The organism is Plantibacter sp. VKM Ac-2885 (assembly GCF_015351205.1).
GTDB lineage: Bacteria > Actinomycetota > Actinomycetes > Actinomycetales > Microbacteriaceae > Plantibacter > Plantibacter auratus.
On sequence record NZ_JADKSK010000002.1, the window covers coordinates 1371980 to 1397176 of the forward strand.

The window sequence follows — 25197 nt, forward strand, 5'->3', positions numbered from 1 at the left end:
GACGCCTGGTGGACGGAGCTCAGGATTCCGCCGCGTCCGCCGCGTCGAGTTCGAGCAGTCGTTCGCAGCTGCGGCGGCCGACCTCCTGGAGGGCGGTGTGGATCTCGCGTGCGCGTTCGAGTCGCCCGAGCTCGATCGCCTGGAGACCGGCACTCGCGAGTCCGGCCACCCCGATCACGCCCAGCATGACGCTGGAGGAGCGGATGCTGAGGAGGACGACCTTGGACTCGTCGGTGTCATGCGCGTCGAGCGCCGCTCCCAGACGTGCCAGACGGGTGGGCCACATCTCGACGTAGGTCTGGACGAACCGACGACGACTGCGCAGGTCGCCCGAGAGTTCTCGGAGCAACCTGCGCAGTTCGTCGGCGTCGACCGTGCCCGGGTCGGGGGACGTCACACGCGGTAGCCGCGCTGACGACGGATGAGCTTGCCGAACATGCTGAGCGTCTGCAGCACGGTGATGACGCCGAGGACCGGCCAGCCCGCCCAGAGGATCGTGGACTGGACGACGGGGGAGAGCTGGGTCCAGGCGGCGACGATCGCGATGATGGCGGCGAGGACGAACAGGAGCGGCGCGAGGTGCGCGTTGCCCGAGCCGCGTTCTGCCTTCGCCTGCTCGGCCCAGTTGTCGACCTTCTTGTTCGACGCGAACTTCGACCAGGCACGGATGAAGTGGCCCATGCGGATCCACATGTAGAACTCGGCTGGGAAGATGAGGACCGCGAAGAGGATGTCGCGGGCGTTCCGCTTCTTCATCGACAGCGCGATGCGCAGGTTGAGGAAGATCGCGACCAGCGGCGGGATGAGCCACACGGGGCTGAACACGAAGGCGTGGATCGACAGCGACCCGGCGAGCAGCACGACGAAGAGGATGCGCGTGACGATGTTGAGGAGCATCTCCGCGTTCTCGAGCCACCGCAGTCGGAGGTTCGGGTGGAACGGCTGCCCCTTGGTGTCGCCGCGCTGGCCGGGCCACATGAGCTCGATCGCGCCGTAGTTCCACTTGACCTGCTGGGCGTCGAGGGAGCGGACCGTGGTCATCCCGCCGACGTCGGCACGGGCACGGGCGCTGATCTTCGTGAGGTAGCCGGCGCTCTTGATCTGCAGCGACAGGAGCGAGTCCTCCACCTCGGAGTCCTTCACCCACGGGGTGGACTGGTGGTTCTGCTCCATGGCGTCGCGCAGGGCCTGGACGGAGAAGATCGAGTACTGCCCGCCGAGCACGGCCATGTTGCGGCCTCGGAGCATGTTCTGCATGTTGAACGCGGCGAACTGCGTGCGCTGGCCGGCGATGAGGAACGCCGGGACGAGCTGCTTCTTGAACGGCTCGTCGTCGATCGAGAAGATCGCGGAGATGCCGCCGATGCGACTGTCCGAGACGATCTCGGCTTCGAGCGACTCGATCGCGGTCGGGTCGGCGACCGTGTCACCGTCGACACCGAGCAGGTAGTCGTAGCCTTCGACGAGCGTGAAGCCGTAGTTGAGCGCGCCCACCTTCTTGTCGGGGTTCTTCCCGATGTCGTGGATGAACACCTCGGTGAACTGCTCGTAGCCGTCCTCGTCGACCCGGGAGTGCGGGCCGGCGTAGGGCGCGGCGACGTCGACCGACCGGTCCGTGGTGTTGTTGATGACCACATGGATCACATCGGGCATCCGCGTCTGCTCGAGGAGGGACGCGAGCACCGCCGGCAGCGACTCCTCCTCGTTGTAGGCGGGGATGATGCACCCGATGGTCGCGCGGTACTCGGGGAGCGAGTTGACCGAGTCGATGAATTCGTTGGCATACGCTTCAAGTTCGGGCGCGAGAAGCGGCTGCGTCTGAATGTACCGAGGGTCAGGCTGCTGGGCGTTGGGCCGAGAGCTGTCCGGTCGCGCTTCGAGTTCTGACATCAGGGGTCCTGTTCCGAGTGGGTCGAGTGCAACGGTTCGCGCTGCAGTTGCAACTCTGCCGCGTTGGGCGCGGCTTTCGCGCGTGAATGCGATAGCGTCGGCTCAGGATTTCCTCAAGATTCGCGCTGGCCCCAGTTCGTGGGTCATACGGACCCTCGAGGGTCACTCGATCATCCCTCCGACACCCGCCAGGAGCCTCATGTCGAACCACCCAAGCCCGGTCCGGAACCGGCACGTCAGGCACGCCCTCCAGGCCGCGACCGCCGCCGCGCTCGTCCTCGGGCTGAGCGCCTGCGGGACGCCTCCGTGGGAGGAGCCGGGCGCGCAGCCGACCAGCTCGCCGCGCGTGTCGAAGACACCGAGGCCGACGGTGAGTGCGATCACCAACGAACTCGCGAGCGGGAGTGCCAAGCACACGCTCACGGCGGGCTCCGCCACCCTCACGGTCGACTACTGGTCCACACTGTCGATGGACGCGTGGACCGCGGACGTCAACAAACCGGTGAGCTTCTCGCTCAGCGGCGTGCTCAACCCCGACGACCTCCAGGCGCTCTATCTCTCGCGGGTGACGCTCACCACGACCGTCCACGGACCGAAGGGGCAGCTGGAGTCGCCTGCCCCGTTCACCGACCAGTCGACGGTGGCACCGGGGTACCTCATCAAGGCACCGTACAGCTACAGCCAGACGTTCGTCCTCCCCGAGGTGGACAGCTCCGCGACCGGCGTCACCTTGACGATCACCTACGAGCTGCTGGTGCAGGCGACGCCGACGTCCGCCGAATATGCGAAGCAGACTGCGGTGGACACCCTGACCATCGCGATCGCCCCGCCCGCCTGACCGAGCTCGATCCGATCCGTCAGCGGCCCGTCGGCGAGGACGAGGCGAGGACCGTGCGGTTCCCGCCGGACGCTGCGGCACGCAGGCTGGCGTCGCTGGCGGCACGCGTGAGGACGGCGACGTCGTACCCGAGGTAGTCGGTCAGAGCGATCCCGATGCTGGCCGTCGGGCGCAGGCGCGGCGTGGTCTCGACGGGGTGGTCGAGCAGGCCGTCCTGGATGCCCTTGGCCGCCTGGAGCGCGACGTCGGCGTCCGTTGCGGGGGTCGCGATCAGGAGACACCCCGCGCCGTCCTCGCCGATGTCGGAGAGCGTCGGGCCGTACCGACGGACCGAGGAGATGAACCCCTCGGCGACCTCACTGCTGAACGCTGCTCCGAACGCCGTCTTCATCTCATCGAGGTCGTCGAGCCGGACGTGGAGGATCGCGAGCTGCTCGTCATGGAAGTTCGCCCGTTCCAGCCAGTCGTCGACGATCCGGACGAAGGACTCCTGGAGGAGGACATCGTCGCCCGTGTACGCGACGATGCTCCCGTGCCGTCGGCTGGCGGGTGCGGCGCGCTCGGCCCGCAGGACCGAGAGCACCACGGTCGCGACGATGAGGAGCGCGATGAGCAGCAGCGAGGCGGCCACGGTCCCGAAGAGCGTCGTGAACAACGAACCGTCCGGCCCCTCCACGAGGAGTGCGACCAGCCGAGCCGCGAAGAACGCCGACGCGATGCCGAGCACGATGGTGAAACCACGGGTGGTCGGGTTGTCCCGCATCGCGCCGACGAGCGTCTCAGCCGCGCCGAGGCCCGCGAAGAGGGCGATGCAGAGGAACGTCGCAGGCGCGCCCGCCCAGGGGCCTCCCGAGGGGCCGGCGGCGAGCGCGGCGACGATCGTGACCGCCGTCCCGATGAGTGAGACCCAGAGCAGACTCGATTTGCCGTTGAAGAGCCGCGCGCCGGACCACAGGGCGGCGATGCTCAGCACGTATCCACCGTTCCCGGCGGCGATCGCCCACCAGGCCTCCTGGCTCAGGGCGCTGACGACGTAGGAGAAGCTGGTGAACATCCCGGCCATGTAGGACACGGACCACACCCTCCCGCTCGCGTCGTCCTTCCGCATGAAGGTGTTGACGATGAACGTCGCGCCGCAGACGAAGATGACGAGCGCGTTGATCACCGCGACGGTCTGGCTGTCGAAGGTCATTCGGTGCCGCCTCTCGGAATACGGACGACCGCGGTCGTGCCCTCACCGAGCACGCTGTGGACGGTGAGGTCGCCGCCGTGCAGACGGACGATGTCCCGACTGATCGCGAGGCCGAGACCGCTGCCGTGCACCGTGGAGTTGCGGACGAGGTCGGAGCGGAAGAACCGCTCGAAGAGCTTCGGTTGGTCCTCCTCGGAGATGCCGATGCCGGTGTCCCGCACGATGACCCAGGCGGTGTCGCCCTCCGCGGTGACACCGACGCTCAGCTCGCCGCCGTCCCGGTTGTACTTGATGCCGTTCGAGAGCAGGTTGTCGACGACCTGCCGGAGGCGGAACGGGTCGGCGAACAACGGCACGGCCTCCTCGTCGTGGCGCACGATGGTGATGCTCCGTTCGGCGGCCACGTGCGCCAACGACTCGACCGAGCGGTCGACGATCTCCCGGAGCTCGCACTCGGAGCGTTCGAGCACCATGGTCCGGTTCACGTCGCGGGAGGCTGCGAGGATGTCCGCGATGAGTTCGAGGAGTCGATCGCCGTTCGTCTGGGCGATCGTGAGCTGCTTCGCGACCCGCGGTGGGAGCCCCGGGTCGTCGAGCGCGAGGTCGAGGTACCCGAGGATCGACGTCAGCGGCGTCCGGAGCTCGTGCGACACGGAGGCCACGAGGTCGTCCCTGGCGCGGATCGCGTTGATCTCGCTCGTGACGTTGCGTGAGACGAGCACCGTGCCGTCGTAGCCGCCCTCGTGGTCGTAGAGGCGGCGGGAGGTGAGGGCGAGGGCGATCCGCTCGGTACCGGGGGCGCCGAGCCACACCGTGAGGTTCTCGAACTCCTCACCACGGCGTGCACGGATGTACGGCTTGTCCTGCGGCTGGAGGAGGGTCAGTCCGTCCTCGGCCCACACCGGGAGTGCGGGATTGACGTCGGACAGCTCGCCGACCTCGTCCTGCAGCCGCGTCTGGAACCGGTTGACCATCGCCCGGGCTCCGATGCGGTCGAAGCGGACGACGCCGAAGTTCACGGCGTTCAGGATCTCCGCGAGGCGGCTCTCCTGGTCCTGTGCACGCCCCAGGGCGGTCTCGAGCTGTCCGGCCTGCTTGTTCAGCAGCACGCGCTGCGCCTCCGTCCGCTTCGCGGTCATCGCGGTGGAGACGGCGACGAACGCGAGGACCGTGGGCAGGATGACGAGCGCCGGCAGGTTGGCGATGGTGATCTGTCCCGGCGTCATCGCGAGCGTGGACCAGCTCGAGGTGCAGACGAGCACGATGGCGGTGATGGCACCTGCGAGGCCGAAGGCCGTCGCCATCCAGATGGTCGGGAAGACCCAGAGGAGTCCCGCGCCGATCAGGGGTTCGCCTTGCCGGATGAGCGCGATGGCGATGATGTCGAGGATCGGGAGCGCGATGAGGAGCCGCGGCACCTGGTGCCACGGCACGATCGGCGCGAGCGCCGTCGCGATGAACGCCAGGATCACCCCGATGTAGAAGAGGACGGAGTTGTCGTCGACGCCCTGGAACAGGAGCGTGGCGAAGAGGATGGCGACGACTGCCAGGCCGAAGAGCAGCTGTGGGAAGGCGCTGTAGCCGGTCATCCGACCGACGCGTCGTGGGACCTCGACCGCGTGCGGGCCCGTTCTCGTGGGCCCGGTGTCCGCGAGACCGGGTGCCGAGGCGGTGTCACCCGACGCCGACGGGCCGGACGGGGGAGTCCGTTCTCCGATCGGCTTCGCGGGCATGGGTTGAGCGTACCTCTGTCGGGGGTGGCGGAACGTCATACTGGGGACGGCTTGCGCCGGTGCGGGGATCCCCTCTAGCGGGTGCCCCAGTCGTAGAGCTGCTTGTGCAGGCGCAGGTAGACGAAGGTCTCCGTTCCGGAGACACCGTCGACGGTGCGGATCTCGTCGTTCAGCAGCGCGATCAGTTCCTCGTCGTCCTCGCAGACCACTTCGACCAGCAGGTCGAAGGAGCCGGCGGTCAGGACGACGTAGTCGACGGCCGACAACGCGGACAGGCGGTCCGCGACCACGCGGGTGTCACCGGTCACCCGGACGCCGATCATCGCCTGTCGGGTGAAACCGAGCTGCATCGGGTCGGTCACCGCGACGATCTGGATGACGCCGGACTCCGTGAGCTTCTGCACCCGTTGCCGCACCGCGGCCTCGCTGAGTCCGACGGCCTTCCCGATCTCGGCGTAGGAGCGGCGTCCGTCGGTCTGGAGCTGCTCGATGATCGCCTTCGAGGTGTCGTCGGGCGGCGCCGCCTTCGCCGGTGCATCGGAGCTCGCTCGTGTCATGCGTCGATCATGACAGCGTGGACGGGTCGCGGCAAGCGGATCCGTAGGACCGACCGACCCCGGCGCCCGGATCCGTCGTCGCCGATCCCCGGACGGAATCCGCCGAGCCGGGTGGGGCGGTCCTGCGGTCGGCCGGTACCGTACTATCGTCGAGGGTGCATCAGCCACCGCCAGCCGTATTAGAGGAGCAGACGTGACCGAGCACGGGCAACGGATCGTCACGCTGCCCGGCGGGCGTCGAGTCTCACTCGCGTGGGCCGGCATGACCGATGTCGGCAAGCGACGCGAGTTGAACGAGGACGCCTTCGTGGCGCTCCCTCCCGTGTTCGCCGTGGCCGACGGCATGGGTGGGCACTCCGCCGGCGAGGTCGCGAGTGCCGCGGTCGCGCACCGCCTGACCAAGGCCACCGAGGGAGCCGAGATCCTCACCGTCGACGGCCTCGTCGACGCGCTGCGCATGGCCGTCGCGGACATGATCGACACCGCGGAGGAGGGCGAACTCGGCATGGGCACCACCGTCACCGGTGTCGTGCTGACTGCCGACGAGGGCGAGGGTCGCGTCGCGGTCTTCAACATCGGCGACTCCAGGGTGTACCGGCTGCAGGACGGCGAGCTGGTTCAGGTCACCGAAGACCACTCGATCGTCCAGGAGCTGATCCGCGCGGGAGCGATCAGCCCGGAGGAGGCCGAGTTCCACCCGAACAGCAACATGATCACCCGGGCCGTCGGACCGTCGGACGACCCCGTACCTGACGTCGAGCTCTTCCCGATCGAGACCGGTGCCCGATGGCTCGTCTGCTCGGACGGGCTCACGAAGGAACTCACCGACCACGGGATCTGGTACTTCCTGACGGAGGGGGCCACGCCGGTCGACGCGGCCGAACTCCTCCTGCGTGCCGCCCTCGACAACGGCGGACGCGACAACGTCTCGGTCATCGTGCTCGACATCGCGGCGGTCGACGAGAGCGTCGAGCAGCCCGCCTCCTGAGCCCGCTCCACAGCCGCTGCTCGCGCGGGCTTCGCGCCCGGTCGGATCGTCCCGTCAGCCGGTCAGGGCCGCAGGGTGCTCCACTGGAGCCATGAGCCCTTCGGACGTGACGCCCTCCGCGACCACCTCGCACCGGCCCGCGACGACGCCGGCCCGCCTCCGTGCCCCCAGCCCGCCGGCAGAGCCGCCCACCGGGTCGCTCCCGATCCTCGCAAGTCTCGCCCCGGTCGTCGGGTCGGTCGCCCTGTTCGCGATCACCGGCTCACCCGTGACCCTCGTCTTCGCCGCGCTCGGGCCCCTCATCGCCGTCGCCGGCTACATCGACGCACGCTGGACCAGACGTCGGCGCGGACGGCGGGCGCGCGCGGCGTATGACGCTGCGGCGCTGGAGCTGGAGCAGGACATCGCGCGAGCACACGTCGAGGAACGCGAGGAACTGCGAGCACTCCACCCTGCCGGTCGGCTCCTCGAGGTCATCGACGGACCCGATCGTGCCAGGTGGCGGGTACCGGAGGCCCGCCGCACGCTCGTCTGCGTCGGGCGAGGGGAGACGAGGAGTGCCGTCCGAGTGGACGCGGGGGCGGACGACGACCGATGGGAGTGGGCGGCACGGCTGTCCGAGGCGCCGGTCGTGGTCGAGGCGGTCGAGGGGATCGGCATCGTCGGTGGGAAGGTGTTCGCGCGCGCGGTGGCCCGCAGCATCCTCCTGCAGCTCGCCCGACAGCTCCCGCCGCAGGCAGCGCAGTTCTCCGGTGAGCCCGCGGCTCCCGACGACCGCACCTGGGCGTTCCTCGAGGACCTCCCGCACCGTGCGGTCTCGGACCCCGCCGACCCGATGCCCGGTGGGCGACCGGCGGAGCCGACCCTCGTCTCGGTCGTCGAACGCTGGGAAGCGGTCGGGTCCGCCGCGGGGCGATCGGGAGGACGCCCGCCGACCGGCGGTGTACTCGTCGCCCTGTCCGACACCGTCGAGCTCATCCCCACCCGCTGCCGACACTTGCTCGTCCTCGATACCGACGGCCAGACCGTCCTCGCCGACGGTACCGGCGCCTCCACGTCCGTGCCGGTGTCGCCGACCCTGCTCGCGGAAGCCGAGGCGGAACACGTCGTCGGGGCGCTCACCGCCGCCGCACTCACGACGGGGGAGTCCCCGACCCTCTCGAGTCTGCCGACCGACGTCGCCTTCGCGCAGGTGCATCCGGTGCGGGGCCGTCGCCCGTCGGCGGGATCCGGCTGGCGGCCCGATGCGCTCCGGGTCGCCGTCGGCACCGGCGTCGAGGGCGTGCAGCTGCTGGACCTCGGAGCGGACGGACCCCATGCACTGGTCGGCGGCACGACCGGGAGCGGCAAGAGCGAGCTGCTCATCACCTGGATCACGGCTCTCGCCGCGCAGTGCTCGCCGCAGGAGCTCTCCCTGCTCCTCGTCGACTGCAAGGGCGGCGCCTCCTTCCAAGCGGTGGAGACCCTGCCGCACGTGGTCGGGATGGTGACCGACCTCGAACCGGGAGCGGCGGACCGCGTCGTGTCGAGTCTGCGTGCCGAGCTGCGCCACCGCGAGCGTGTGCTCGCCGGACACGGGGCGCGGCACCTGCTCGACCCCGTGCTCCTGCTGGAGCATCGCCCGGCACGGCTCGTCGTCGTCGTCGACGAGTTCCAGGCACTGCTCGACGCGAGCCCGCACCTCCATCAGGTGTTCGCCGACCTCGCGGCCCGCGGGCGATCACTCGGCCTGCATCTGATCCTCTGCAGTCAGCGTCCTGCGGCGGTCGCCGCCGACGCCATCCTCGCGAACTGCACGCTCCGCCTCTCGCTCCGGGTCACCTCGCGCCCCGACAGCGCCGCGATCCTCGGTGTGCCCGATGCGGCCGCGATCCCGGCCGGAACACCCGGCCGCTGCATCGTCTGGAACGGCGACCGACGACTCGTGTTCCAGTCCGCGGTCACCACGTCCGACGACATCCTCGCGGTCCGTGAGCGCTGGCGCGACGCGCCTGCACCTCGGCGACCATGGCTCGACCCCCTGCCGGCACGCCTGGCCTTGAGCGCCGTCTCGGCGATCGAGGCGGGACGTGCCGGAGGCTCGGAGCGCACCGGTGTCGACTGTCCTCCCGGGGAGGGCATCGTGTTCGGCCTCGCGGACCTCCCCGAGGAGCAGGCACAACGCCCCGCGGTGTGGTGTCCGGAGCACGACGGCTCGCTGCTGGTGCTCGGCACCGGACGTTCCGGTCGAACGACCCTGCTGGACACGCTCGAGGTCGGCGCGCGCGATCGCTTCCGCGTGGAGCGCGTCGGCCAGGATGCCGAGCAGGCCTGGGACACCGTCATGGCGCTGTCGGATCCGCTCCGCCCGACCGAGCGCACCCTCCTGCTCGTCGACGACGTGGAGTCGCTCCTCGCCACCGCCGGGGACGAGCACGGCGCCGCACTCCGCGATGCACTGCTCGGCCTGCTTCGAGACGGGGGACGCCGCGGCATCAGCGTCGTCCTCGTCGCCTCCCGGCTCGGCGGTGTGGTCCACCGGTTCTCGGCTCAGCTGGGCAGCACCCTGGTCCTCCGCCTCGCCGATCGGCAGGATCATCTCGTCGCCGGCGCACCCGCCTCCTGCTTCGATCCACGCCGACCCGCCGGCCGCGCGCACTGGCAGGACTCGGAGGTGCAGATCGCGCTCGCTCCACCGTCGCCGACGTCACCGTCCTCTGCGCCCGGGGTCCACCGCTGGCGGCCGAGCCCGGCACGCGCGACCGTCATCGTCACGCGCGCGACCGGAGCGGTCCGGGCGATGCTGCAGCGCTCGACCGGGACGGAGCAACGCGTGCGGCTCATCGAACCGGCAGCGCACCTGTTCCCGTCCGCACCGCTCGCGGGCGTCGCGGGCATCGAGAGCGACGTCCTGGAGGACGACGCCGCGATCGTCGTCCTCGTCGACCCCGAGACGTGGCTGTCGGGCCGGTTGGTCGTCGGGCGAGACCTTCCGCCGAGCACCGCCGGTGCCGACCTGGTGGTCCACAGCTGTTCCGCCGCCGACTTCCGGCAGGTGACCAGGAGCCGTGAGCTCCCGCCGCTCCTCGGCTATGCGAGCGGCCGTGCCTGGTGGTGGCGGGCCGGACAGGAGGCGATGCGTGTGGACCTACTCGGCTCCTGACCCGAAGCCGCCGAGGCTGTCGGCCGGGCGGTCAGACCGCGGTGACGGCGATCCGGCCGACGACGGCGGCTCCGCCGTGGATGGCCAGGTCGAGTTCCGGTTCGAGGGCGTCGACGGCGGCCGCATCGAGCGCTCCGACCGAGACGAGCAGTCGGAGGGCGACGATCGTCGAGGCCCGGAGCGAGCCGTCGAGGACCTTGAGCGCGACGGTCGCGCCGCCGGGTGCTGACATGACCATCACGCCTTCCGCCCCGAGCTTCGCGAACAGGCCGAGGCGTTCGATGACGAGCGTGTTCGCCCGGCCTGGTCCGTCGAGCGCCCAGCCGTTGGCGAGCACCGCAGCCGTGAGCAGCCCGGCGTTCCGGTACAGGGCGAACGGCGAGGTGGGGGAGGAGTTGACGACGCGTCCGATGCCACGCGCGAGTCCGGTCAAGGAGACGGCGTACACCGGCGCCCCGCAGCCGTCGACCCCGCTGGCGGCGGGCTTCTCGCCGGTGAAGCGCTCGACGGTGTCGCGGACGGCGAGCTGCAACGGATGGTCGGGCTCGAGATACGTCGCCTGGTCCCACCCGTTCTGCGCGCAGGCGAGCAGCATGGCCGCGTGCTTGCCGGAACAGTTCATGTACAGGGGGCTCGTGCCGAGGCCGTCCCGAACCAGCTCGTCGCGGGATGCTCGATCGCCGGGCCAATCGGCCGGGCACTGCAACGCCGAGTCCTCGATCCGAGCTCGGCCGAGCATGCTGCGCACGACCTGGACGTGCTTCCGGGTCCCCGCATGGCTCGCGGTCGCGAGCACGGCCTGAGCGCCCTCGAGGGACACCCCGGCGTTCATGATCGTGATCGCCTGGAAGGGCTTGAGGCATGAGCGGGGGAAGACCGGTGCGTCCGGTGCTCCGAGGCTCGCGAGGACTTCACCCTCCGGCCCGAGGACGATCGCCGATCCGGCGTGACGTGACTCGATGAAGCCGCTGCGCTCGACGACGGCCAACTCCACCGCGTCCGCGACGCCGAAGGTCTGGGGGACCGCCGTGCTCACAGTGCTGCGAGCGCCTGATCGATGACCGTCATCGCGTCCGCGATGAGCTCGTCGGAGACGGCGAGGCTCGGGAGGAAGCGGAGGACGTTGCCGTAGGTGCCGGCGGTGAGGACGAGCACGCCCTGCTGCGCGGCGGCTGCGGCGATGGCGCTGACGGCGGCCGGGTTGGGCTCCTTCGTCGTCGAGGCGGTACCCGGCTGGACGAGTTCCATCGCGATCATCGCGCCGATGCCGCGGACGTCGCCGATGATGTCGTACTTGCCCTGGAGCTCGAGCAGCGCCGCCGTCAGGGTGGCACCGATGCGATCCGCTTCGGCCAGCAGACCGCGCGACTCGATCGACTCGAAGACCGCGACCGACGCGGCACACGCGACGGGGTTGCCGCCGAAGGTGCCACCGAGCCCGCCGGGCTGGCTGGCGTCCATGATCTCGGCGCGTCCCGTGACCGCAGCGAGCGGCAGACCGCCGGCGATGCCCTTCGCGCTCAGCACGAGGTCGGGGACGAGGCCGAAGTGCGAGCTCGCGAAGTACTCGCCCGTGCGCGCCATGCCGCTCTGGATCTCGTCGGCGATGAACACGACGCCGTTGGCCGTGCACCACTCCTGGAGCGCGGGGAGGTAGCCCTCCGCGGGGACGACGAAGCCGCCCTCGCCCTGGATCGGCTCGACGACGAGGCACGCGAGGTCGGTGGCACCGATGCGCTTCTCGAGGTAGGCGATGGTGCGGGCCGCAGCCGCAGCTCCGGACAGGCCGTCGTGGTAGGGGTAGGAGTTCGGAGCGTGGTAGACGTCGCCGGCGAACGGACCGTAGCCGGTCGCGTAGGGGGCGGCCTTGTAGTTCATCGCCATGGTCAGGTTGGTGCGACCGTGGTAGCCGTGGTCGAGCACCGCGACAGCCCGCCGACCCGTGTACTTGCGAGCGATCTTCACGCCGTTCTCGACCGCCTCGGCGCCCGAGTTCACGAGTACCGACTTCTTCGCGAAGTCGCCCGGGGTGTGCTCGGCGAGCAGCTCCGCGACGCGCACGTACTCCTCGTAGGGGGTGATCGTGAACAGGGTGTGCAGGACGTCGGCCGCCTGGTCCTGGACGGCGCCGACCACGGAGGACTCCGTGTGGCCGATGGTGGTGACGCCGATACCGGCACCGAGGTCGATGAACTGGTTGCCGTCGACGTCGACCACGATCGCGCCGTGCGCGCGCTCGATGTACACCGGGAGGACACTCGACACGCCATCGGACACGACGGCGGTCCGGCGGGCGTGCAGCGCCTGTGAGCGCGGGCCCGGGACGGCCGTCACGATGCGACGCTCCTGCGTCACGCTGGGGGCGGAGGCGGTCGTCTGGTCCGTGGTGTCGAGCGTGTCAGTCATAGTCCTCCAGCGTAGCGCGACCTCCCGACAGCGGGGCCGCGAACGCGGGCCGCGGTGGAGAGGCCAGTGGGATACTGGTGGCATGATCACGGGCCACCACGACTACACCATCGGCGTCCGCTGGGACGGAGACCTCGGGACGGGCACGAGCGGGTACCGGGATTACTCCCGGGAGCTCACGGTGACGGCCGCCGGGAAGCACGACCTCGAGGGCTCGGCCGACAAGCCGTTCCGCGGCGACCCGGGTCGATGGAACCCTGAGGAGCTGCTCCTGGCGGCCCTCGCGCAGTGCCATCTCCTGTCCTACCTGCACGTCGCCGTGACCCTTGGCGTCGTGGTGACCGCCTACACGGACGACGCCGTCGGGACCATGGTCGAGGACGGCGCGGGGAGCGGTGCGTTCACGGAGGTGGTCCTGCGTCCGCAGGTCACGGTCGCCGATGCATCGATGGTCGAGGCGGCGCGAGCAGGGCACGCCCGCGCGAACGAGCTGTGCTTCATCGCCAACTCGGTGAACTTCCCGGTCCGTCATGAGCCGACGATCGTGGTCGCGACGACCACCTGAGGAGTGGACCGACGCCGCGGCTCAGAGCCGCTCGGGGCGGAAGGCGCGCTTGATGCGCTCGACGGTGTCGGCGGGCGGTGACTCGTTGTAGGCGTTCGCGAGCTCCTGGCCCGTGAGGGCGTGGATCGCCGCCATGATCTCGTCCGTCGCCTTGCGTCTGGCGCGTCCTGAGGTCGCCGGTCCATGGTGGCTCACGTCGATGGGTTCTCCGAAGATCACCGTGACCGGTTTGAACTTCGGGATCGTCGTGCCCACCGGCATGAGGTCGTCGGTGCCGATGAGGCCGACCGGGACGACCGTCGCGCCCGTGGTGAGTGCCAGCCAGGCGACACCGGTCCTGCCGCGGTACAACCGTCCGTCGAGCGACCGGGTGCCCTCGGGGTAGATGGCGAAGGCCTCGCCGCTCTCGAGGATCCGGCGCCCCTGGTCGAGGGCTTCCTGTGCTGCCTGCCCGACACCACGCTCGACCCCGACCGCGCCGATCGAGGTGAAGAACGTGCGCGAGACCCAGCCCTTCAGGCCCCGTCCGGTGAAGTAGTCGGACTTCGCCAGGAACTGCACCCGTCGTGGCGCGCTGATGGGGATCGCGATGCTGTCGATGAACGAGAGGTGGTTGCTCGCCAGGATGACCGGCCCACGCTTCGGGACGTTCTTCCGGCCGATGATCTTGGGACGGTAGAGCAGCTTGGCCGTCGTGTTCAGGACGGCTCGTCCGAAGTAGTAGACGACACCGGGTTTCGAGGGCGTGGCCACCGTGTCGTCCGTCGACGGCTCGACCGTGGCCTGGTCGGAAGGTTCCTGGGCGCGTCGCTGCGTCTGTTCCTCATCGGCCATGCGCACGACTGTACCCGCCGACGCATGCGCGACTCGGCATACTCACGTGCGACCGCGCACCGCGGATGTTCGGCGCGCTGTCAGCCAGCATGGAGCCTGGTGGGTGAGACTGGACCGACCCCTCAGCAACGACCGAAAGTTCCCCTGTGCGCAAGAGCCTCTGCCTTCTGGCCGTCATCGCGTCCCTCGTGTCGCTGACCGCGTGCAGTTCGGCGACGTCGCAGTCGCAAGCGCTTCCCAGCCCGGGGGAGTGTGCAGACACGAGCGCAGGCAAGGCGTCCAAGGCGATCAGTGTCAGTGGCGACTTCGGCTCGATCCCCGAGGTCACCTTCGCCAAGGGCACCCTCGCCGCAGACACGACTGAACGCACGATCGTGGCCAAGGGCGACGGAGAGCGGGTCGATCCCGGCGACACGACGTTCGTCGAGATGTCGATCTACAACGCCGTGACCGGGTCGATCGTCGCGCAGACCGCCTACGGTGCGAGCCCGGCGACGGCGATCGTGGTCAACGACCAGAAGTACCTGAAGGGCCTCGTCCGCGCCGTCGAGTGCACGAACGTCGGATCCCGCGTCGCGGCGTTCGTCACGGCGGGCGACGGGTTCGGTTCCGCAGGGTCGAGCGACGGCACGGTCCAGGCCGACCAGCCGCTGGTCGTCGTGGCCGACGTCCTCAGCACGGTGCACAGCGACGCCAAGGCGGACGGCGTCCCGCAGGAGCCCGTCGCCGGGATGCCCGCGGTCGAGCTCGACACCGCCGGACGACCCACGGTCACCATCCCCGAGGAGCCCGCTCCGGCCGATCTCCAGGTCGCGGTCCTCAAGCAGGGCGACGGAGCGGTGGTGCAGCCCGACGCCGAGGTCATCATCAACTACCAGGGTGTGAACTGGCGGACCGGCGAGGTCTTCGACGAGAGCTGGGGCAACGGACCGACCAACTTCCAGCTGTCCGCCGTGGTGAAGGGCTTCTCGAGCGCCATCGCCGGCCAGCACATCGGATCGCAGGTCATCGCCGTCATCCCACCCGACCTCGGGTACGGACCGAGCGGCGGCAACAGCCAGGCGGGCATCGAGGCCGACGACACCATCGTGTTCGTCATCGACATCCTCGACGCGAGCAGCACCACGGCTCCCGCCGCGGGCTGAGCGGCCCGCACCGCCGCCGACGTAGACTGACCGCCGTGAGACGCGTCATCATCCTCGGATCAACCGGCTCGATCGGCACACAGGCACTCGACGTCATCCGGGGTGACCGCGACCGCTTCGAGGTCGTCGGCCTGACGGCCGGCTCGAACGCCGAGCTCCTCGCCGAGCAGGCCGCCGCCTTCCACGTCGACGACACGGCCCTGGGCGCGGCCGACGCCGAGCGGCTCATCCGCAGCGTCGACGCCGACGTGGTGCTGAACGGCATCACGGGCTCCATCGGGCTCGGCCCGACCCTCGCGGCCCTCGAGACGGGCAGGACGCTCGCGCTCGCGAACAAGGAGTCGCTCATCGTCGGTGGCGACCTCGTCCGGCGGATCGCGACACCCGGCCAGATCGTGCCCGTGGACTCCGAGCATTCCGCGATCGCCCAGGCCCTCCGATCCGGCACCGCCACGGAGGTGCGACGGCTCGTCCTGACCGCCTCGGGAGGACCGTTCCGCGGACGGGACCGCGCGTCGCTCGCCGGCGTCACGCCGGCCGAGGCACTCGCCCACCCCACCTGGGACATGGGTCTCGTCGTCACGACGAACTCGGCGACCCTCGTCAACAAGGGGCTCGAGGTGATCGAGGCGCACCTGCTGTTCGACGTCCCGTACGACCGCATCGAGGTGACGGTCCACCCGCAGTCGATCGTCCACTCGATGGTCGAGTTCATCGACGGTTCCACGATCGCCCAGGCCTCACCTCCCGACATGCGGCTCCCCATCTCCCTCGGGCTCGACTGGCCCAACCGGGTCGGAGGTGTCGGCGTCCCGCTCGATTGGACCTCGCCCCAGCAGTGGACGTTCGAGCCCCTCGATCACGAGGCCTTCCCAGCGGTGCGACTGGCCAAACTCGTGGGCGGACAGGGCCGCACCTATCCGGCCGTGTTCAACGCCGCGAACGAGGAGGCCGTTGCGGCCTTCCATGCGGGTCGACTGGGCTACCTCGGCATCCTCGACACCGTCCGCGCGGTCGTCGACGACCACGAGGCGCCCGACGGCGAGCTCACCCGTGAGGCGCTCGCGGAGGCTGAGCGCTGGGCGAGGGCTCGCGCGCAGCAGCGCATCGGCTGACGTGCCCGCTCATCGTCGGAGGCTTCCGAGCGGCCGTACAGCCGGCGTGCAGCCGGTGACCCGACCGCGCGAGTAGGGTTGCGCCGTGGAATCCGTCCTCCTCTACCTCCTCGGCATCGTGATCGTGCTCGTGGGCCTCATCGTGTCCATCGGGCTGCACGAGGTCGGTCACCTCGTGCCCGCGAAGCTGTTCGGCGTGCGGGTCACCCAGTACATGATCGGCTTCGGTCGTACCATCTGGTCGCGCCGCAAGGGCGAGACCGAGTACGGGGTCAAGATGATCCCGCTCGGCGGCTACATCTCGATGATCGGCATGTTCCCGCCCAAGCAGCCCGGCGGTGCCGCCAGGAACGCCAGCACCGGCTTCTTCGACACGCTGGTCCAGGACGCGCGTGAGGCGAGTGCCGACACGATCGGCGCCGGCGACGAGGAGCGCACCTTCTACCGGCTGCCCGTCTGGAAGCGGATCGTCGTCATGCTCGGCGGGCCGTTCATGAACCTCGTCCTCGCCGTCCTCTTCATCGGTATCGCCGTGTCGGGGTTCGGCGTCCCCCAGCAGAGCAGCACGCTGACCTCGGTGTACGAGTGCGTGCTGCCGTCGACAAGCGACCGCCAGAGCTGTGCAGCGGGGGATCCGCAGGGTCCGGCCGCCGCCGCAGGCTTGAAGCCGGGCGACACGATCCTCTCGATCGACGGCACCCCGATCTCCACCTTCGCCGAGATATCCGCGGCCGTGCAGGATTCGCCGGGCAAGCCGTTGGCCCTCGAGGTCGCCCGCGGCGAGCAGCGACTCGATCTCACCCTGACGCCGTTGCTGCTCGAGCGGGACGTCGTCGACGCCCAGACCGGAAAGATCGTCACGAACGCCGACGGGTCGGCGAAGACCCACGAGGTCGGCTTCGTCGGCATCACGCCGCAGCAGCAGATGGTGGCGCAGCCCGTCACCACGATCCTGCCGACCGTCGGCGACACGATCGCCCGGACCGCCAACATCATCCTGAACCTGCCCCAGCGACTCATCGACGTCGGGCAGGCCGCGTTCGGATCCGGTGAGCGCGATCCCAACGGGCCGATGAGCGTCGTGGGCGTCGGACGGGTCGTCGGCGAGGTGGTCAGCCTCGACGAGATCCCCGTCGCGTCGAAGGCGGCGACCGTGTTCGGCATCCTCGGGTCGCTCAACGTCGCGCTCTTCGTCTTCAACCTCATCCCCTTGCTGCCCCTCGACGGCGGGCACGTCGCAGCAGCGCTCTGGGAGGCGATCCGTCGCCGCTTCGCGAAGGTCTTCCGACGTCGCGACCCGGGACCGGTGGACGCGGCGAAGCTCATCCCGCTCACGTTCGGCGTGGTGATCGTCCTCGGCGGCATGAGCGCGCTCCTCGTGTACGCCGACATCGTCAAGCCGGTCAACCTCTTCGGCTAGGACGACGCGACCGGAGCCCGCGGGACCGTCCCATCCCGGTACGGCCGTACTCCCCGGGGAGTACGGCGCAGGCTCCGTGCGGGCGACGCGGCGGCTCGGACCCGCGAGTAGCATGCAGGGATGGCATCGGTCGAGACGGGTTCGGCACCCTGGATGACGCCGGGCGATCGCCGACCCGGACGCCCCGTCTGGCGCCTCTGGGCGCCGGTGGTGGTGTCCTTCCTCGTCCAGGTGCCCGCGACAGCGGTGCTCGCCCTCCACGGTTCCTTCGGCCCGGGTGCCGGTGCCTCGGGGTGGTCCCGTTCCTCGGCCGTCCTCCTGGCACTCGCCGGCGTGCTCTGCCTGCTCGCTGCCAGGCGGTCGCCCGGGCCGACGGTCGCGGCGGTCGCCATGCTGTCGAGCGCCTCGATGCTGACGGGTCCCACCTGGGGCCCTCCCGCCGTGGCGCTGGCGTTCGCCGCGGGTTCCGGCATCGTCCGTGGGGCGCGCGGCTGGACCTATCCGTCGCTGGGACTCGGGTGGGCGCTCGCCCTGACCGTCGCGCTCGCCGTCGGTTGGAAGGTGTCGGGCTTCCGCGTCGGGGCGACGACCGCCCTCGTCATCGTCGCCGTCCTCCTCGCCGAGGGACTCCGCACCCGGCGCGAACAGCTCGACGCGGATCGCCGGCGTCAAGGCGAACGTCGGGCGTCCGCCGCCCAGGAGGAGCGCGTGCGCATCGCCCGTGAGCTGCACGACGTGGTCGCCCACTCACTCGCGCAGATCACCGTCCAGGCCGGTATGGGGCTGCACCTCATGGACACCCAGCCCGAACGTGCCAGGGAGGCGCTGACGAACATCAAAGGGTCGAGTAAGGCGTCGCTCGACGAGGTCCGTGGCCTCCTCGACGTCCTCCGTGGTGCCGATGCGGCCCAGGACCCCACGACAGGCGCGCCGAGGCGACCTGGGCCGGATCTCGAAGCACTGCCGCTCCTCGTCCAGTCCCTCCGGGACCAGGGTGTCGACGCGGTCCTCGAGCAGCGCCTCGTCTCCACGCCCGGCGCGGCCGTGCAGCAGGCGCTGTACCGGATCGCACAGGAGAGCGTCACGAACGTCCTCCGGCACGCGCAGGCCGGACGGGTCTCCGTCGAGCTCGTCGAGGTCGACGGCACCTACCGCCTGCTCGTGGAGGACGACGGAGTCGGTGCCCCACCCGGACCCGCGGAGCACGGCAACGGCCTCCTCGGCATGACCGAGCGCGCCGAGCTCCTCGGCGGCACCCTTGAGACCGGGCGGAGTCCGCTCGGCGGCTTCCGTGTCACGGCCCGGGTGCCGGTCCGAGGCGTCGCATGATCCGCGTGGTCGTCGCCGACGACCAGGCACTCATCCGCGGCGGGTTCCGCGCCCTCCTCGACGCGGAGCCCGACATCGCGGTCGTCGGTGAGGCGGCCGGTGGGGACGAGGCGCTCGTCGTCGTCCGTCGGGAACGCCCGGACGTGGTCCTCATGGACATCAGGATGCCCGGAGGGGACGGCCTGGCCGCCACCGAAGCCATCGTCGCGGATCCGACGCTCGAGGCCACCCGCATCATCGTCGTCACCACCTTCGAACTCGACGAGTACGTCGCGCAGGCGATCCGGGCGGGCGCGAGCGGCTTCCTCGTCAAGGACACCGAGCCGGCCGAGCTCATCCGAGCCGTCCGCGTGGTCGCGTCTGGTGACGCCCTGCTGTCGCCCGGGGTCACGAGGCGGCTGCTCACCCAGGTCGCCGGAGCGATCGCCGCGCCGCTCGACGATGCCGTGATCGCCGGGCTCACCGAGCGCGAACGCGAGGTGCTGGGTCTCGTCGGACGCGGACTCACCAACGAGGAGATCGGAGCGGCGCTGTTCCTCAGCCCGCTCACCGCGAAGACCCACGTGTCGCGCATCATGTCGAAGCTCGCGGCGCGCGACCGGGTCCGACTCGTCGTCATCGCCTACGAGACCGGGCTCGTCAGTCCCGGCGTCTGAGCGCCGGGTGGTCGTACTCCCGGGGGAGTGCGGTGATCCGTCCCGTCGTCGGATGCCCTCGGTCCTCATCCGGAGGAGGCTCGGGGTCGTGATGCGGACGACGTTCGTCGTCCGCCCGACGAACGGAGTCCTCCATGTCCACCTCCCTGATCGTGCTCGCCGCGACCGCCATGCATCCCGGTGGTCCCGGGCCGGGCTTCCACCTCCTCTGGCTGCTGCTCATCCCCGCGTTCTGGATCGCCGTGATCGTCCTCATCGTCGCGCTGGTCGGTCGGCGGTGGCGTCGCCGAGCCTGGTCCGGGGCGACGCCGGACGGCCACCAGGGCCCGCCGTGGGCCTGGCGTCAGGACGGGTCCCGGAGCGCCGAGCAGACGCTCGCCGAACGCTTCGCCCAGGGCGACATCGACGAGGTCGAGTACCGGGAACGGCTCGGCGTCCTGCGTGCGAATCGCGAGGCACCGCCCGCCCGTTGACCGTGGATCGCGACGTCCCAGCAGGCATTCAGCTCACGGGGAGCCTGCGGGGCGTCGCGCGCGTAAGCTGAGGCTCGTGGTAGCTATCAATCTGGGTCTTCCGTCGGTTCCCGAGACGCTCAGCCCGCGGCGCAAGTCGCGACAGATCAAGGTCGGCAAGGTGCTCGTCGGCGGCGACGCCCCGGTGAGCGTCCAGTCGATGACGACGACCCAGACGACCAACATCAACGCGACCCTCCAGCAGATCGCCGAGCTCACGGCCTCCGGTTGCGACATCGTCCGCGTGGCCGTCCCGACCCGCGACGACGCCGAGGTGCTGCCGATCATCGCGAAGAAGAGTCAGATCCCGGTGATCGCCGACATCCACTTCCAGCCCGCCTACGTCTACGCCGCGATCGACGCGGGGTGCGCGGCCGTCCGGGTCAATCCCGGCAACATCCGGAAGTTCGACGACCAGGTCGGCGAGATCGCCCGGCGCGCGAAGGCCGCCGGCGTCTCCCTCCGCATCGGTGTCAACGCGGGTTCCCTCGACCCGCGGCTGCTGCAGAAGTACGGCAAGGCGACCCCCGAAGCGCTCGTCGAGAGCGCCGTCTGGGAGGCGAGCCTGTTCGAGGAGCACGACTTCCACGACTTCAAGATCTCCGTCAAGCACAACGACCCGGTCGTCATGGTGAAGGCCTACCGGCTGCTCGCCGAGCGCGGTGACTGGCCGCTGCACCTCGGCGTGACGGAGGCAGGTCCCTCCTTCCAGGGGACCATCAAGAGCGCGACCGCCTTCGGCATCCTGCTCTCCGAGGGCATCGGTGACACCATCCGTGTCTCGCTCTCCGCGCCGCCGGCTGAGGAGATCAAGGTCGGCCTGCAGATCCTGCAGTCGCTGAACCTCCGCGAGCGCAAGCTCGAGATCGTCTCCTGCCCGAGCTGCGGGCGCGCCCAGGTCGACGTCTACAAGCTCGCGAACGACGTGACCGACGGCCTCGAGGGGATGAGCGTCCCCCTGCGCGTCGCCGTCATGGGCTGCGTCGTGAACGGCCCCGGGGAGGCTCGTGAGGCCGACCTCGGCGTCGCGAGCGGCAACGGGAAGGGCCAGATCTTCGTCAAGGGCGAGGTCATCAAGACGGTGCCGGAGTCCGAGATCGTCGCGACGCTCATCCAGGAGGCCAACCGCCTGGCCGCCGAGATGCCCGCCGACGACACCTCCACGGGCGCACCGGTGGTGACGGTCGGCTCCAATTGAGCCTGGAGCGCCGCCCGACCGGTCTCCGGTCGAGCGGCGCTCCCGTCAGCGGGCCGTGCGGTGACGAGCCCCGTGCGGAGCGCGCACCGGCGTCTCCGTCTCGATCGGCGCGAGCCGGCGGGAGGCGATCGGTTGCCGCTCGGCCGGCTGGACGCCCCGAGCGCGACGGACCAGACGGCGAGCGATCTGCAGCGGCCGCCCGATGACGAAGGCGACCGTGCCCAGCGCGCTCGTGTCGGCCCGCCCGAACGCCCGACGACGCTCCCAACCGGTGCGGAGCATGCCGCCGCGACTCTGTCGTGCCCGAGGACGGATCGGCAGGGTCCCGAGGTCGCGCGCGGCGAACGCCGCCTCCGACCGCTGGATCCAGTCGTCCTCTTCGGCGGGGTGGAAGTAGTTCTGCTGCAGCCAGTCCGGGTTCGGGTGCCGGAACCGGGCGGCCATGAGGTCGTCCTTGGAGGCCAACAGCCCGCTGCCCTCGAAGACGGTGTTGATGAGCGCCGGGTCCACACCGAAGTCGTCGAGCAGGATGACCGGGACCCCGGCCGCGATGGCCTCGATCGCGGCGGTGGAACTCACGGTGACGAGCCCGGCCGCATGGCCGAGGTGGACCGCCATCGAACCGGTGGCGACCCTCAGATTGTCGGGTGTCGGACCGGTCAGGAGGGTGTCGAAGGGGTAGTGCTCGTGATGGGTCTGCGGGTCGCCGGCGAGGCCGCGCACCTTGATCACGACGTCGAGGTCGCGGTGCCGGTTCGCGAGGGTCCGGAGCCAGGAGAGGATCCGGAGCCGGTCGCCGCGATCGGCCGGGACGGTGGCCTGGGCGGCGAAGACGACCCGGGTACGCGGGGCGGGCTCGGCCGGTGACTCGGTCGCCGTGTCCGACAGGAACGGCAGGGTCGCGAGCGCGAACGCCGGTTCGACCCCGTGCGTCAGGGCGAGTTCACGGTAGGCGGCGACCTCGCGATGGCTGTGCAGGACGAAGACGTCCGCCTGCGCGCGGAGGAAGATCCCCTTCCACTTCGCCGGGATCGAGATGCCGGGCAGACCGGTGAGCAGCACTGGGCGGGTGGCGCGCCCGAGCGCGAGGAGTTCCGAGATGACGACCTCGGCGACCGGGCCACGTGTGGAGACGAACACGCCGTCCGGCTGCTCGGTCCGGATGAGGTCGATGAGTCGTCGGAGCGACAGGCGACGGACGGTCCGCCCCTCGAACGCCGTGTGGAGCAGGGCGATGTCCACCTGCCGGTCCGTGGCGGACACGTCGCTCTCGATGAGGACGAGGTCGACGTCCCAGCCGGTCGCGCGGGACAGGGTGGCGGCGCCCCACTTCACGAAGGAGTCGGAGTCCACCACCCCGATCACCCGACGGCGGGGCCCATGATCAGGCATCGACCCTGCGCAGCTTCGCGAGCGGGGCGAGTTCGCCGGGGAAGATGCGCTTGACGCCGTCACCCATGGCGGTCTCGATGACCCGGATGTCGCGGACGAGGTTCGAGAAGCCGTGCGGTTCGAGCGACGCGGCGTGGTCCGAGCCCCACATGGCACGGTCGAGCGTGATGTGGCGTTCCACCATCGTGGCCCCGAGGGCGACCGCGGCGAGGGAGATCTGCAGACCGGTCTCGTGGCCGGAGTACCCGATCGGCACACCGGGGTACCGGGCGGCGAGGCTGTCGATCATCCGGAGGTTCGCCTCTTCGGCGGGCAAGGGGTATGTGGAGGTCGCGTGCAGGATGACCAGCGGCGAGACCCGGAGGATCTCGACGGCGCGGTCGATCTGCTCGAGCGTCGACATGCCGGTCGAGAGGATGATCGGCTTCCCGGTCGCGGCGAGACGGGTCAGGAGGCCCGAGTCGGTCACCGAGGCGGACGCGACCTTGTGTGCGCTGACGCCCAGGTCCTCGAGGAAGTCGACGGACGGTTCGTCCCACGGAGAGGCGAACCAGCTGAGGCCGCGCAGGGTGGCGTGGTCGCCGATCTCGATGTACTGCTCACGGTCGAACTCGACCCGGTAGCGGTAGTCGAGGTAGCTCATCTCACCCCACGGCGTCTGCCGCGGGACGTCGCGCATGTGCGCCGGCGTCGAGATCTCCGGCGTGCGCTTCTGGAACTTGACGGCCTGTGCGCCCGCGTCGGCGGCCACGTCGATGAGTCGCTTCGCGAGCTCCACGTCGCCGTTGTGGTTGAGACCGATCTCCCCGATGACGTACGCGGGGGCGCCGCCGCCGACGGGGATGCCGTCGATGCGCACGGGAGACGGCTGCGTCCGGCCGTCGAGGTCGGTGGTGTCGTTCGCGTCCTGGTGGATGCTCATGGTCGTGCTCCGTTCGATTGCAGCGTGGACAGCTTCAGGGGGTCGAGGACCGCGCGTGCGGCGAGGACGAGGTCGGCGAGTTCTCGGACGGCGCCGTCGCCGCCTCGGCGTTCCAGGACGAGACGGGAGACGGCACGCGCCTCCGGGTGCGCGTCGGCGACGACGATCGGCCAGCCGACGATCTCGAGGGCCGGGATGTCGTTGACGTCGTTGCCGAGGTACGCGATGCGGTCGAGTGGGACGCCCTTCGCCCGTGCCCAGTCGCGGAGCGCGGTCGCCTTGTCGGCTGAGCCGTACACGACGTCGACGCCGAGCTTGGCCGCGCGTGCGGCGACGATCGGTACCCGCTCGGTCGACAGGATCAGGAACGGCAGCCCGGCCTCGCGCAGCAGGCGGACGCCGAGGCCGTCACCGCGATGGACGCTCACCCGTTCGACCCCGTCGGCGTCGATGCTGGCGCGGTCGTCGGTGTGGACCCCGTCGAAGTCGGTGACGACGGCGTCGACGTCGAGGTGGTGCTCCGAACGCTCCGACCCCGACGGGATGCCCAGCTGACGTTCGGCGAGTCCGGCGATCGCCTCGGCGACGAGCAGATCCTCCGGTTCGTCGATGTCGAGCGCGGCGAAGGACCTGGTGACGGCCGGCGCGATACGGCCGAAGAAGCGGTGCCCGGCCTCGAGGAAGCCGTCCGTGTCGAAGACGTAGAACGAGCCGGTCTCGCGGTACTGCGGCGCGCGGTCCTGCCGTCGGGGACGCTCGCGGTGGTCGTGACCGATCCCTCGGGCACCCTTCGTCTTCTCCGTCCAGAGGAATCCGTGGTCGAGCACCGCGGCGAAGACGGAGTCCGCCCGCCCGGAGGAGACCAGCGCGACGGCGTCGTCGAGCGCTTCCACGTCGAGGAAGGGCGACGTCGCCTGCGCGAACACCGTCACGGGGGTCAGCTCGCCGCGCTCCGCGAGGACACCGAGCGCGTGGAGGAGCGCGGCCTCGGAGGAGGTGCTGTCCTCGGCGAGTTCGGCCGGCCGGTCGATGACCTCGGCACCGGCGGCGACGGCGGCGGCGGCGAGGTCCGGGTGATCGGTCGTGACGACCACGCGCGAGACTCCACCCGACCGCAGCAGTCCTTCGACCGATCGTGCGATGAGGGTGCTCCCGCGGACCGTCCTGAGGTTCTTGCGGTGGATCCCCTTCGAACCGCCCCTGACCGGGACGATCGCCGTCGCGCCGTCGGTCTCCGGGTGCCTCCCGTGCGCTGCAGATGTCATCGATCCACGGTAGGAAGCGGCGGTGGACGCGAGGGGGACGGTGGGCGAACGGCGGCCGACGCCCTGGTGGCCGTCCGGTGGCCGAGGCGTCCGAGCTC

The 25197-nt window shown here is 70.3% G+C and carries 22 protein-coding genes; 11 read left to right on the top strand and 11 right to left on the bottom strand.

What is annotated here, in order from left to right; all coding sequences use genetic code 11:
• Positions 1–19: 19 nt before the first annotated feature.
• Positions 20–397, bottom strand: coding sequence for a hypothetical protein (locus ITJ66_RS18795; protein ID WP_137243289.1), 378 nt, complete (start codon positions 395–397; stop codon positions 20–22).
• Positions 394–1890 (bottom strand): glycosyltransferase family 2 protein, encoded by a 1497-nt coding sequence (locus ITJ66_RS18800; protein WP_079707182.1) that lies wholly within the window; start codon positions 1888–1890, stop codon positions 394–396. Before ITJ66_RS18800 ends, ITJ66_RS18795 begins: the two co-directional genes overlap by 4 nt.
• 199 nt (positions 1891–2089) lie before the next feature.
• Between ITJ66_RS18800 and ITJ66_RS18805 the strand changes: the two genes are divergently transcribed.
• Entirely contained in the window at positions 2090–2728 is a 639-nt protein-coding gene (locus ITJ66_RS18805) for a hypothetical protein (protein WP_228501988.1), read from the top strand.
• A 19-nt stretch (positions 2729–2747) separates the two neighbouring features.
• Here the strand turns inward: ITJ66_RS18805 and ITJ66_RS18810 are convergent, their stop codons facing one another.
• The 3 genes from ITJ66_RS18810 to ITJ66_RS18820 form a co-directional block, all read right to left on the bottom strand.
• A complete protein-coding gene (locus tag ITJ66_RS18810) occupies positions 2748–3920 on the bottom strand; it encodes a diguanylate cyclase domain-containing protein (RefSeq protein ID WP_079707181.1) in 1173 nt (390 codons plus the stop codon).
• Positions 3917–5653 (bottom strand): cell wall metabolism sensor histidine kinase WalK, encoded by a 1737-nt coding sequence (locus ITJ66_RS18815; RefSeq protein WP_192018556.1) that lies wholly within the window; start codon positions 5651–5653, stop codon positions 3917–3919. The genes ITJ66_RS18810 and ITJ66_RS18815 overlap by 4 nt, the downstream gene beginning before the upstream one ends.
• A 74-nt stretch (positions 5654–5727) precedes the next feature.
• Complete coding sequence (locus ITJ66_RS18820) at positions 5728–6210, bottom strand: Lrp/AsnC family transcriptional regulator (protein WP_064295326.1); 483 nt, start codon at positions 6208–6210, stop codon at positions 5728–5730.
• Positions 6211–6403: 193 nt separating this feature from the next.
• Here ITJ66_RS18820 and ITJ66_RS18825 point away from each other — a divergent pair, with 193 nt between their 5' ends.
• Both ITJ66_RS18825 and ITJ66_RS18830 read left to right on the top strand, forming a co-directional pair.
• Positions 6404–7198 carry a PP2C family serine/threonine-protein phosphatase gene (locus ITJ66_RS18825; protein ID WP_229939081.1) on the top strand — a complete coding sequence of 265 codons (795 nt, stop codon included), beginning with the start codon at positions 6404–6406 and terminating at the stop codon, positions 7196–7198.
• Between the two features lie 91 nt (positions 7199–7289).
• A complete protein-coding gene (locus tag ITJ66_RS18830) occupies positions 7290–10340 on the top strand; it encodes an FtsK/SpoIIIE domain-containing protein (protein ID WP_194645567.1) in 3051 nt (1016 codons plus the stop codon).
• A 31-nt stretch (positions 10341–10371) separates the two neighbouring features.
• Here the strand turns inward: ITJ66_RS18830 and ITJ66_RS18835 are convergent, their stop codons facing one another.
• Together ITJ66_RS18835 and gabT are read right to left on the bottom strand one after the other, a co-directional pair.
• Positions 10372–11376, bottom strand: coding sequence for an asparaginase (locus ITJ66_RS18835; RefSeq protein WP_194645568.1), 1005 nt, complete (start codon positions 11374–11376; stop codon positions 10372–10374).
• Positions 11373–12746: a 4-aminobutyrate--2-oxoglutarate transaminase gene (gene gabT, locus ITJ66_RS18840; RefSeq protein WP_121291798.1), complete on the bottom strand. Its 1374-nt coding sequence runs from the start codon at positions 12744–12746 to the stop codon at positions 11373–11375. Before gabT ends, ITJ66_RS18835 begins: the two co-directional genes overlap by 4 nt.
• A gap of 82 nt (positions 12747–12828) precedes the next feature.
• Between gabT and ITJ66_RS18845 the strand changes: the two genes are divergently transcribed.
• Positions 12829–13311 (top strand): OsmC family protein, encoded by a 483-nt coding sequence (locus ITJ66_RS18845; protein WP_086473942.1) that lies wholly within the window; start codon positions 12829–12831, stop codon positions 13309–13311.
• Positions 13312–13332: 21 nt separating this feature from the next.
• Here ITJ66_RS18845 and ITJ66_RS18850 read toward each other — a convergent pair whose 3' ends face one another.
• On the bottom strand, positions 13333–14145 hold the full coding sequence (locus ITJ66_RS18850; RefSeq protein ID WP_191941397.1) for a 1-acyl-sn-glycerol-3-phosphate acyltransferase: 813 nt from the start codon (positions 14143–14145) through the stop codon (positions 13333–13335).
• A gap of 146 nt (positions 14146–14291) precedes the next feature.
• Between ITJ66_RS18850 and ITJ66_RS20280 the strand changes: the two genes are divergently transcribed.
• From ITJ66_RS20280 to ispG, 7 genes are all read left to right on the top strand, one after another.
• Entirely contained in the window at positions 14292–15290 is a 999-nt protein-coding gene (locus ITJ66_RS20280) for an FKBP-type peptidyl-prolyl cis-trans isomerase (protein ID WP_079707174.1), read from the top strand.
• Positions 15291–15325: 35 nt separating this feature from the next.
• Positions 15326–16405 carry a 1-deoxy-D-xylulose-5-phosphate reductoisomerase gene (locus tag ITJ66_RS18860; protein ID WP_194645570.1) on the top strand — a complete coding sequence of 360 codons (1080 nt, stop codon included), beginning with the start codon at positions 15326–15328 and terminating at the stop codon, positions 16403–16405.
• Between the two features lie 85 nt (positions 16406–16490).
• Positions 16491–17825 (top strand): RIP metalloprotease, encoded by a 1335-nt coding sequence (locus ITJ66_RS18865; RefSeq protein WP_191941394.1) that lies wholly within the window; start codon positions 16491–16493, stop codon positions 17823–17825.
• A gap of 120 nt (positions 17826–17945) precedes the next feature.
• Entirely contained in the window at positions 17946–19154 is a 1209-nt protein-coding gene (locus tag ITJ66_RS18870) for a sensor histidine kinase (protein ID WP_194645571.1), read from the top strand.
• A complete protein-coding gene (locus ITJ66_RS18875; protein WP_194645572.1) occupies positions 19151–19810 on the top strand; it encodes a response regulator transcription factor in 660 nt (219 codons plus the stop codon). Before ITJ66_RS18870 ends, ITJ66_RS18875 begins: the two co-directional genes overlap by 4 nt.
• Positions 19811–19944: 134 nt before the next feature.
• Entirely contained in the window at positions 19945–20283 is a 339-nt protein-coding gene (locus ITJ66_RS18880; protein ID WP_085513187.1) for an SHOCT domain-containing protein, read from the top strand.
• A 76-nt stretch (positions 20284–20359) separates the two neighbouring features.
• On the top strand, positions 20360–21520 hold the full coding sequence (gene ispG, locus ITJ66_RS18885) for a flavodoxin-dependent (E)-4-hydroxy-3-methylbut-2-enyl-diphosphate synthase (protein WP_064295337.1): 1161 nt from the start codon (positions 20360–20362) through the stop codon (positions 21518–21520).
• 45 nt (positions 21521–21565) lie between these two features.
• On the opposite strand, the gene ITJ66_RS18890 is transcribed toward ispG, so the two are convergent.
• The 3 genes from ITJ66_RS18890 to ITJ66_RS18900 are packed head-to-tail and all read right to left on the bottom strand — an operon-like array spanning position 21566 to position 25099.
• Positions 21566–22873 carry a DUF6716 putative glycosyltransferase gene (locus tag ITJ66_RS18890; RefSeq protein WP_194645574.1) on the bottom strand — a complete coding sequence of 436 codons (1308 nt, stop codon included), beginning with the start codon at positions 22871–22873 and terminating at the stop codon, positions 21566–21568.
• A 31-nt stretch (positions 22874–22904) separates the two neighbouring features.
• Positions 22905–23834, bottom strand: a complete 930-nt coding sequence (locus ITJ66_RS18895; RefSeq protein WP_194645576.1) for an N-acetylneuraminate synthase family protein — start codon at positions 23832–23834, stop codon at positions 22905–22907.
• Positions 23831–25099, bottom strand: a complete 1269-nt coding sequence (locus ITJ66_RS18900; protein WP_194645578.1) for an acylneuraminate cytidylyltransferase — start codon at positions 25097–25099, stop codon at positions 23831–23833. The genes ITJ66_RS18895 and ITJ66_RS18900 overlap by 4 nt, the downstream gene beginning before the upstream one ends.
• Between the last annotated feature and the right edge of the window lie 98 nt (positions 25100–25197).